This window comes from Rhodococcus yananensis (assembly GCF_020515525.1).
Lineage (GTDB): Bacteria > Actinomycetota > Actinomycetes > Mycobacteriales > Mycobacteriaceae > Rhodococcus > Rhodococcus yananensis.
The window spans coordinates 18,024-27,120 of the sequence record NZ_JAIYEP010000060.1 but is presented as its reverse complement, the minus strand read 5'-3'; the positions used below and the strand labels follow the sequence as shown (position 1 = coordinate 27,120).

Here is a 9,097-nt window from a genome sequence, read left to right as displayed (position 1 = left end):
CTGCGTGTACCCGCAATCCGTACGGTGAGTGCAGCACCAGCCGCCAGTCGCCGAGTTCGTCGCGGAATCGTTCGACGACGAGCGTGCGGTCGGTGGGCAGAGCGCGATGTCGAGGTCGGCGTTCTTCAGCAGGGCGATGACGGACTGCAGGTCGTCGCGCTTCTTGCTGCTCACGCGGAGTTCTTCGCCCTGGATCTGCGCCTTGACCCCCTTGGGGCCCTCGTCGCGGATCAGCTTCGAGATCTTCTTCGCGTTCTCCTGGCTGATGCCCTGGACGAGAGTGCCGGTGATCTTGTACTGCTTGCCGGACTGCACCGGGTCGCCCGCGTCGAACGATTTGAGCGACAGGTCGCGGCGGATGAGCTTCTCGCGGAACACCTCGAGCGCTGCCTTCGCGCGGTCCTCGGTGTCGGCGGTGATCACGACGGCTTCCTCGCCGGACCACACGATCGACGCTCCGGTGTTGCGGAAGTCGAACCGGTTCGCGATCTCCTTGGCCGCCTGGTTCAGGGCGTTGTCCACCTCCTGGCGGTCGACCTTGTTCACCACGTCGAACGACGAATCAGCCACGTCTGCACACTCCACTTCGGTTCGGTCTCTGTACGGGGTCGTGTCCGGCCGACGGTATCGCGTCGCTCATGCCCGTAACCACCCGGTTTGCACTTCGGGGGGGTGTGCGTTGTATTCTTCCAACGCACCGGGACGAGTTCTCCGGATGCACCCGGCAGGTTGCCCGAGCGGCCAATGGGAGCGGACTGTAAATCCGTCGGCTTACGCCTACGTAGGTTCGAATCCTACACCTGCCACAGCAACAGCCCCGGTTCGTCGCGAACCGGGGCTGTTCTGCATCCGGGCTCCGTGTGGTCGGGCCGGAACCGGGGATTGCGGTGTGGGGCGCGCCGAGTGCGGCCGGCGGTGCGGGGATGTTCGTGCCGGATGGCTCCGGGGGCTCTCACGCCTTCCGACCAGGCGATTTTGTGCACGGGACGAGTATGTGTAATCTTTTGGACGTCGCAGAGAGCAGAGATGCCCACCGCGACACGCCCCCTTAGCTCAGTCGGCAGAGCGTTTCCATGGTAAGGAAAAGGTCGACGGTTCGATTCCGTCAGGGGGCTCGCTGGATTGTTGTGTCGCCGGGCGGCTCGTTCGCGTGACGCTCGACGCCGAGGCGGTGTAGCTCAGTCGGTAGAGCAAACGACTCATAATCGTTGTGTCGCCGGTTCAAGTCCGGCCATCGCTACCACAGTTGAATGAACCACCCCGATCTGCAGCAGATCGGATTCACGCGAAAGAAGGCATCCCGTGGCCTCCTCCACTGATGTTCGGCCGAAGATCACTTTGGCCTGCGACGTGTGCAAGCACCGCAACTACATCACGAAGAAGAACCGTCGTAACGACCCTGACCGGCTGGAACTGAAGAAGTTCTGCCCGAACTGCGGAACGCATCAGGCGCACCGCGAGTCGAAGTAGCCTGTTCGGATCGACGTCGACGCGTGAGCTCTCCGCAATACCGCCCGCGCCGATCGGCGTCGAGACGGAATTGCGGAGGTTTTGCGTATGACGGACATTCTCGTGACCGATGAACCGTTGGTTGTGACCGAACAGGCCGGGATCCCGTTCGATGTCGCTGCTCACGCCGCGTCCATGGTGGGACACCACTACCGTGTCGACGATTTCTACGAGGTGGGCCGCGAAAAGGTGCGGGAGTACGCGCGTGCTGTTCTCGACAACCACCCCGCGCACCACGACGAAGAGGCCGCCAAGGGCCTCGGGTACGACGGCCTGATCGCGCCGCTGACCTTCGTGTCGATCATCGGCATGATCGCGCAGCGCAAGCTCTTCGAGGAGGTCGTCACGGGATACGACCTCAGCCAGATCATGCAGACCGATCAGCGGTTGGTGTTCCACCGCCCGATCCAGGTCGGCGACCGTCTGTTCTGTGACGTGTATCTCGAGGAGTTCCGTCAGGCGGCCGGCAGCGACATCATCACCACCAAGAACGTGATCACGGACCAGTACGACAACCTCGTACTGACCACGTGGACGACCCTGGTGGGCCGCACCGGTGGAGAGGTGGACGCGAACATCGCGCATGCCGTCAAGGATGTGATGATGCATGTCGCTCCGTAGTTTCGACGATGTGGCCGTGGGTGAAGAGATTCCCCCGCGGGTCGTCACCCTGACGCGCGGCAACCTGGTGAACTATGCCGGTGTCTCGGGTGATCCCAACCCGATCCATTGGAGCGATCAGGTTGCGCAGCTCGCCGGTTTGCGTGATGTGGTGGGTCACGGCATGCTCTCGATGGGCATCGCCGCCGGCTTCGTCACGGAGTGGCTCGGCGACCCCGGAGCGGTGACCGAATACAACGTTCGGTTCACCAGTCCGGTTTTCGTGGAGGCCGACAAGGCCGCCGCGATCGAGTTCAGCGGCAAGATCAAGTCGATGGACTCGGAGAGCAAGACAGCAGTGGTCGCTATCGTGGCCAAGTCCGAAGGGCGTAAGATCTTCGGGCGGGCCACGGCAACGGTCCGCTTGGCCTGACGGCCGGGCGGATTGGGTTTGTCCCGGGGTTATGAAGTACACTGAGGCTTCTGGGATCGCGTAGCGCAGCGCGCTGCTCTTCGGTGCTGGTCACCGATGGGGTGGCGCGCGTGTCATGTGATCACAGACGGGTTGATCGATCGGCGGGTATTCGTCGCGGATCACCCGAAGGGGCGTAGCTCAATTGGCAGAGCAGCGGTCTCCAAAACCGCAGGTTGCAGGTTCAAGTCCTGTCGCCCCTGCACCCGGACTGCCCAGCGACCGAGAGGAACGATGTGAGCGAGGAGCGCGGTCAGCGCGACAGCGGTACCGCCGGGCCCGGCCCGGGTAACGCTGGATCGGCCACCGACGCGACCCCCGACGATTCCTCCGCGGCTGCGCGCCCGTCCGGAAAGCGTGCAGCTCGCCGTTCCGGCGATGCCGGTTCGGGTAAGGCGCCGGCCCGATCGGCTGCCCGGTCCGCCGATCGACGTGACTCCGGGAAATCCGAGAACATCTTCAAGCGCCTGCGACGGTTCATCCGCGAGGTCGTGGCCGAACTCCGCAAGGTGATCTGGCCCAACCGCAAGCAGCTCACGACGTACACGATCGTCGTGATCGCGTTCGTCGCCGTGATGACAGCGTTCATCTTCGGAGTGGATCTGGCGTTCGCCCAGGGCGTCAACTGGTTGTTCGGCTAGCGCGTGAACGTGCCGGCGAATTGTGATCGACGAGAGGAATGTGCCCGGTGAGCACCCCCGAGAACGACTCCTACGAGGCCTCGGCCGAAGAGCGCGTTTCGGACGAGGACATGACCCTCGACACCGCGACCGATGAGGCGGCCGGCACCGATGCGTCCGTCGACACCGACGCCGACGCGTCCGTCGATGCCGACGCCGACGCGTCCGTCGATGCCGAGGGCGTCGAAGCGGCCGAGGACGAGGTGGATCCGGCCGAAGCTCTCGAGAAGCAGCTGCGGCTCGAGCCGGGTGACTGGTACGTGGTGCACTCGTACGCCGGCTACGAGAACAAGGTGAAGACCAACCTCGAGACCCGCGTGCAGAATCTCGACCTCGCCGACTACATCTTCCAGGTGGAGGTGCCCACGGAAGAGGTCACCGAGATCAAGAACGGCCAGCGGAAGCAGGTCAACCGCAAGGTTCTGCCCGGCTACATCCTCGTGCGCATGGAGTTGAACGACGAGTCGTGGGGTGCGGTCCGCAATACGCCGGGCGTCACCGGGTTCGTCGGTGCGACGTCGCGTCCGTCGCCGCTGACGATCAAGGAGGTCGTCAAGTTCCTCCTGCCGCAGCAGACGAAGAAGAAGCCCGCGGCCGGCGCCCCCGCTGCCGGTGAGCAGGCTCCCGCCGTGGCCGCGAAGCCGACGATCGAGGTCGATTTCGAGGTCGGCGAGTCGGTCACCGTCATGGACGGCCCGTTCGCGAGCCTGCCCGCGTCGATCAGCGAGGTCAACGCCGAGCAGCAGAAGCTCAAGGTCCTGGTGTCGATCTTCGGTCGCGAGACCCCCGTGGAGTTGTCTTTCACGCAGGTGTCGAAGATCTGAACCGCGAAAGCTTGCAGTAGCAATACGCAAGAACCACACCGAGCAAGAAACTAGGAATAGAGATGCCCCCGAAGAAGAAGAAGATTGCCGGGCTCATCAAGCTCCAGATCCAGGCAGGTCAGGCCAACCCGGCTCCGCCGGTCGGCCCCGCGCTGGGTCAGCACGGCGTCAACATCATGGAGTTCTGCAAGGCCTACAACGCGGCGACCGAGTCGCAGCGCGGCAACGTCGTACCGGTCGAGATCACGGTCTACGAGGACCGCTCGTTCGATTTCAAGCTGAAGACGCCGCCGGCCGCGAAGCTGCTGCTCAAGGCTGCGGGCGTGCAGAAGGGCTCCGGTGAGCCGCACAAGACCAAGGTCGCCAAGGTGACGATGGATCAGGTGCGCGAGATCGCCAAGACCAAGCAGGAAGACCTCAACGCCAACGACATCGAGGCCGCCGCGAAGATCATCGCCGGCACCGCGCGGTCGATGGGTATCACGGTCGAGGGCTGACACCCTTCATTCCAGTGGGAGGGCCGGCCAGGCCCGCTACCACTCCCGAACCATTCCACCTCCGGGTGAGAAGTGAGGAACCAACATGGCAAAGCGCAGCAAGGCATACCTCGCCGCCGCCGAGAAGATCGATTCGACCACCCTGTACAGCCCGCTCGCTGCGGCGAAGCTGGCCAAGGAGACGTCGTCGAAGAACTACGACGCCACCGTCGAGGTCGCGATGCGCCTCGGTGTGGATCCCCGCAAGGCCGACCAGATGGTGCGCGGCACGGTCAACCTGCCGCACGGCACGGGCAAGACCGCGCGCGTCGTCGTCTTCGCCGTCGGTGAGAAGGCCGCCGAGGCCGAGGCCGCCGGTGCGGATGTCGTCGGTGCCGAGGACCTGATCGAGCGTATCCAGGGCGGCTGGACCGATTTCGACGCCGCGATCGCGACCCCCGACCAGATGGCGAAGGTCGGTCGTATCGCCCGCGTGCTGGGCCCCCGTGGCCTGATGCCGAACCCGAAGACGGGTACGGTCACGCCGGACGTCGCGAAGGCCGTCGCCGACATCAAGGGCGGTAAGATCAACTTCCGCGTCGACAAGAACTCCAACCTGCACTTCGTGATCGGCAAGGCGTCGTTCGACGACGCGAAGCTGGTGGAGAACTACGCTGCTGCGCTCGACGAGGTGCTCCGCGCCAAGCCGTCGAGCTCGAAGGGCCGTTACATCAAGAAGATCACCGTCGCGACGACCTCCGGACCGGGCATCCCGGTGGATCCGGCGCGTACGCGCAACCTTCTCGAGGACGCCGAGTAGTTCCGCGGCCCTCTCGGGGTGCCGGTGGAGCACCGGTATCCACCTGAGCGAGAACGGCCGGCACGGGCAACCGTGCCGGCCGTTTTGCATTCCGGCGGATCGATCCGATATGCTTCCTGCCGAAGTTCGGCGTCGTGCCGGACTCCACCCCGATCATGTTCTACCCAAGACCGTTGGTCATCACCTCCGTTCACGGATGTGATTGAAGGTCCGGATCCGTCCGGCGGCCCACGCAGGTGGACGAGGTGAGGGGAGAGGCAACCGGGCCGTCGAATTCGTTCCGCCCGTTCCGCTCCTTCCACGCCCCGTGCGCACTGCGCCGGGGCGTTCGTCGTTTCCCGGCCCGACGCGTCGCCGGTGGGGCGTCCCGTCCGGGACACCCGGGAAAACGACTGTTACTGAGAGGAGGCGAAGTATGGCAAAGCCCGAGAAGGTTTCCGCGGTTGCGGAGATCACCGAGCAGTTCAAGACCTCCACGGCCGCCGTGATCACGGAGTACCGCGGTCTGTCGGTGGGAAGTCTCACCCAGCTGCGTCGCGCGCTCGGAGAGGGTGCCACCTACTCCGTCGCCAAGAACACCCTGATCAAGCGCGCCGCCGCCGAGGCGGGCGTCGAGGGTCTCGACGATCTGTTCGTCGGTCCGACGGCCATCGCATTCGTCCAGGGCGAAGCGGTGGACGCTGCGAAGGCGCTGAAGACCTTCGCGAAGGACAACAAGGCTCTCGTCATCAAGGGCGGGTACATGGACGGCAACGTGCTGTCCGTGGACGAGGTCAACAAGATCGCGGACCTCGAGTCCCGCGAGGTGCTGTTGGCCAAGCTCGCCGGCGCGATGAAGGGCAACCTGGCAAAGGCTGCGGGCCTGTTCAACGCTCCCGCTTCGCAGGTGGCGCGTCTCGCTGCCGCCCTGCAGGAGAAGAAGGCGGGCGAAGAGGCCGCCTGACGCTGATCCGCATCACCGCGAATCCGCATCACCGATTCATCCACGCGTGCTCCGGCGCGCACCCTCCCATCCGGTCGCGGATCAGCGACATGGGACTTATCAGGAAGGACCGCCACCATGGCGAAGCTCACCACCGAAGAGCTGCTCGACGCGTTCAAGGAACTGACCCTGCTCGAGCTCTCGGAGTTCGTGAAGGCCTTCGAGGAGACCTTCGAGGTCACCGCTGCTGCTCCGGTTGCCGTCGCCGCCGCCGGTGCCCCGGCCGCCGCTGCCGAGGCCGAGTCCGAGCAGGACGAGTTCGACGTCATCCTCGAGGGTGCCGGCGACAAGAAGATCCAGGTCATCAAGGTCGTCCGCGAGCTCGTTTCGGGCCTGGGCCTGAAGGAGGCCAAGGATCTCGTCGAGGGTGCTCCGAAGCCGATCCTCGAGAAGGTCGCCAAGGACGCTGCCGACGCTGCGAAGGCCAAGCTCGAAGAGGCCGGCGCCAAGGTCTCCGTCAAGTAGGACGGTGCCTCGCTCGGGCGCGACCCGAGCGGCGTGAACATCGACGACCGCCCCCGTGGACATCCACGGGGGCGGTCGTCTGCGTTGCAGGGGGTGAAAATCCCCGGCGCGTGACCACTCCGCGACACGCGGTATCGCCGGTGCAAGCCGGGTCGTCCGGGCGTTCGGGTGGCGCGGTGTCCTCGTACAACGTGAACGTGATCATGTTTGCGCAGGTAGGGGGACGGACGCACCTGTCACAACCGACTTGAAATGCGTTCTTACTCATTAGTAGGATCCGGTGTCACAGTTACCACTTCGGTGCGATAGAGTGGCCCAACCCACAGGGATGGGATGGCATCGAACAGTGTGGAGGTAATCGTGGGAGTCGAGGTATCGGTCGAGGGACTCACCAAGTCCTTCGGCTCGCAGCGGATCTGGCAGGACGTCACGTTGACCCTGCCGGCCGGTGAGGTCAGCGCGCTGCTGGGTCCGTCGGGCACCGGTAAGTCGGTGTTCCTGAAGTCGTTGATCGGTCTGCTGCGCCCGGAGCAGGGATCGATCGTCATCGACGGCACCGACATCCTGCAGTGCTCGTCGAAGGAGCTCTACGAGATCCGCAAACTGTTCGGCGTGCTCTTCCAGGACGGCGCGTTGTTCGGATCGATGAACCTGTACGACAACGTGGCCTTCCCGCTGCGCGAGCACACCAAGAAGTCCGAGTCCGACGTCCGCAAGATCGTCATGGAGAAGCTCGAACTCGTCGGTCTGCTCGGTGCCGAGGACAAACTGCCCGGCGAGATCTCCGGCGGGATGCGCAAGCGCGCCGGACTCGCCCGAGCGCTGGTTCTGGATCCGCAGATCATCCTCGTCGACGAACCCGACTCGGGTCTCGATCCCGTACGCACCACGTACATCTCGCAGACGCTGATCGACATCAACGCCGAGATCGACGCGACGATCCTGATCGTGTCGCACAACATCAACCTCGCGCGGACCGTCCCCGACAACATCGGCATGCTCTTCCGTCGCCAGTTGGTGATGTTCGGTCCCCGAGAGGTGCTGCTCACCTCCGACGAACCGGTGGTCAAGCAGTTCCTCAACGGCACGATGATCGGGCCGATCGGTATGTCCGAGGAGAAGGACGAAGCCACGATGGCGCACGAGCAGGCGCTCGTCGACGCCGGGCACCACGCCGGCGGCGTCGACGACATCGAGGGAATCATCCCGCAGATGCAGGCGACGCCGGGAATGCCGGTGCGGCAGGCCGTCGGACGCCGCAAGGAACGTGTGCGGCAGATCCTGCACACCCTGCCGCCCGCCGCGCAGGCAGCGATCGTCGAATCGCTCGAAGAAGGCGATGCCGCCTCCGCGTACCCCGAGGACGGTTATCGTCACGACGACACCGGCTTCAACGACGCCGACACCCAGATCATCCCGGTCCAGGCCGTGGACGACCACCGACACCCGCAAGACCGGTAGGCAGGAGAACCGATGGGGGGAAGTACCTCGCTCGTGCGCCCCGTGCACGGCGCGCTGACGCAGGCCGGGAACATCGTCGAACTGTTCGTCGACGTCGTGCGCAACACGTTCCGACGACCGTTCCAGTTCCGAGAATTCATCGAGCAGGCCTGGTTCATCGCCAGCGTCACGATCCTGCCGACGGCACTCGTCGCGATTCCGTTCGGTGCCGTGGTCTCACTGCAGACCGGTTCGCTGATCAAACAGCTCGGCGCCGAATCGTTCACGGGCGCGGCCAGCGTGCTCGCCGTGATCCAGCAGGGCAGCCCGATCGTGACAGCGTTGCTGATCGCGGGCGCAGCGGGATCCGCGGTCACCGCGGATCTCGGCTCGCGCACCATCCGCGAGGAGATCGACGCGATGGAAGTGCTGGGTATCAATCCCATCCAGCGTCTCGTCGTTCCGCGCGTCCTCGCGATGGTCCTGGTCGCGCTCCTGCTCAACGGCCTTGTCTCGGTCGTCGGTATCGCGGGCGGGTACTTCTTCAACGTCATCCTGCAGGGCGGCACCCCCGGTGCCTACCTCGCGTCGTTCTCGGCTCTGGCCCAGTTGCCGGATCTGTATGTGGCAGAGCTCAAAGCCGCGATATTCGGGCTGATCGCCGGCGTCGTCGCGGCCTACAAGGGCCTTCATCCGGGGGCGGGTCCCAAAGGTGTGGGCGAGGCGGTGAACCAGACGGTCGTCATCACGTTCCTGCTGCTGTTCTTCGCCAATCTCATCCTCACGATGGTGTACCTGCAGATCGTTCCTGCGAAGGGGTCCTGATCAG

At 64.7% G+C, this 9,097-nt stretch carries 11 protein-coding genes, 4 tRNA genes and 2 pseudogenes; 15 read left to right on the top strand and 2 right to left on the bottom strand.

Going from position 1 to position 9,097, the window contains the following annotated elements; all coding sequences use genetic code 11:
* Both LDQ05_RS14690 and LDQ05_RS14685 read right to left on the bottom strand, forming a co-directional pair.
* Positions 1-103 (bottom strand): annotated as a pseudogene (locus LDQ05_RS14690) (hypothetical protein); the annotation flags it as partial.
* Positions 100-570 (bottom strand): annotated as a pseudogene (locus LDQ05_RS14685) (YajQ family cyclic di-GMP-binding protein); the annotation flags it as partial. The pseudogenes LDQ05_RS14690 and LDQ05_RS14685, both read right to left, overlap by 4 nt.
* Before the next feature lie 153 nt (positions 571-723).
* Between LDQ05_RS14685 and LDQ05_RS14680 the strand changes: the two are divergent.
* The 15 genes from LDQ05_RS14680 (at position 724) to LDQ05_RS14610 (ending at position 9,093) form a co-directional block, all read left to right on the top strand.
* A tRNA-Tyr gene (locus LDQ05_RS14680) sits at positions 724-806 on the top strand.
* Positions 807-1,042: 236 nt separating this feature from the next.
* Positions 1,043-1,115: transfer RNA gene (locus LDQ05_RS14675), tRNA-Thr, on the top strand.
* 52 nt (positions 1,116-1,167) lie between these two features.
* Positions 1,168-1,243, top strand: a tRNA-Met gene (locus tag LDQ05_RS14670).
* 59 nt (positions 1,244-1,302) lie between these two features.
* Positions 1,303-1,470, top strand: a complete 168-nt coding sequence (rpmG, locus tag LDQ05_RS14665; RefSeq protein WP_226437693.1) for a 50S ribosomal protein L33 — start codon at positions 1,303-1,305, stop codon at positions 1,468-1,470.
* A 174-nt stretch (positions 1,471-1,644) separates the two neighbouring features.
* Positions 1,645-2,130, top strand: coding sequence for a (3R)-hydroxyacyl-ACP dehydratase subunit HadA (hadA, locus tag LDQ05_RS14660; protein WP_372461124.1), 486 nt, complete (start codon positions 1,645-1,647; stop codon positions 2,128-2,130).
* Positions 2,117-2,542, top strand: coding sequence for a (3R)-hydroxyacyl-ACP dehydratase subunit HadB (gene hadB, locus LDQ05_RS14655; RefSeq protein WP_226437691.1), 426 nt, complete (start codon positions 2,117-2,119; stop codon positions 2,540-2,542). Before hadA ends, hadB begins: the two co-directional genes overlap by 14 nt.
* 169 nt (positions 2,543-2,711) lie before the next feature.
* A tRNA-Trp gene (locus LDQ05_RS14650) sits at positions 2,712-2,784 on the top strand.
* Positions 2,785-2,817: 33 nt separating this feature from the next.
* Positions 2,818-3,222, top strand: a complete 405-nt coding sequence (secE, locus tag LDQ05_RS14645; RefSeq protein WP_226437690.1) for a preprotein translocase subunit SecE — start codon at positions 2,818-2,820, stop codon at positions 3,220-3,222.
* 47 nt (positions 3,223-3,269) lie between these two features.
* Positions 3,270-4,085 carry a transcription termination/antitermination protein NusG gene (nusG, locus tag LDQ05_RS14640; protein WP_226437689.1) on the top strand — a complete coding sequence of 272 codons (816 nt, stop codon included), beginning with the start codon at positions 3,270-3,272 and terminating at the stop codon, positions 4,083-4,085.
* A gap of 62 nt (positions 4,086-4,147) precedes the next feature.
* Positions 4,148-4,582 carry a 50S ribosomal protein L11 gene (gene rplK, locus LDQ05_RS14635; protein ID WP_006552290.1) on the top strand — a complete coding sequence of 145 codons (435 nt, stop codon included), beginning with the start codon at positions 4,148-4,150 and terminating at the stop codon, positions 4,580-4,582.
* Positions 4,583-4,667: 85 nt separating this feature from the next.
* Complete coding sequence (rplA, locus tag LDQ05_RS14630; protein WP_226437688.1) at positions 4,668-5,381, top strand: 50S ribosomal protein L1; 714 nt, start codon at positions 4,668-4,670, stop codon at positions 5,379-5,381.
* Positions 5,382-5,796: 415 nt separating this feature from the next.
* The gene (gene rplJ, locus LDQ05_RS14625; protein WP_226437687.1) at positions 5,797-6,324 is read left to right on the top strand and encodes a 50S ribosomal protein L10; all 528 of its coding nucleotides are present in this window, start codon (positions 5,797-5,799) and stop codon (positions 6,322-6,324) included.
* A gap of 117 nt (positions 6,325-6,441) precedes the next feature.
* Complete coding sequence (rplL, locus tag LDQ05_RS14620; protein ID WP_226437686.1) at positions 6,442-6,828, top strand: 50S ribosomal protein L7/L12; 387 nt, start codon at positions 6,442-6,444, stop codon at positions 6,826-6,828.
* Positions 6,829-7,185: 357 nt separating this feature from the next.
* On the top strand, positions 7,186-8,289 hold the full coding sequence (locus LDQ05_RS14615; protein WP_287221759.1) for an ABC transporter ATP-binding protein: 1,104 nt from the start codon (positions 7,186-7,188) through the stop codon (positions 8,287-8,289).
* 12 nt (positions 8,290-8,301) lie between these two features.
* Complete coding sequence (locus tag LDQ05_RS14610) at positions 8,302-9,093, top strand: MlaE family ABC transporter permease (protein ID WP_226437684.1); 792 nt, start codon at positions 8,302-8,304, stop codon at positions 9,091-9,093.
* Positions 9,094-9,097: the final 4 nt, after the last annotated feature.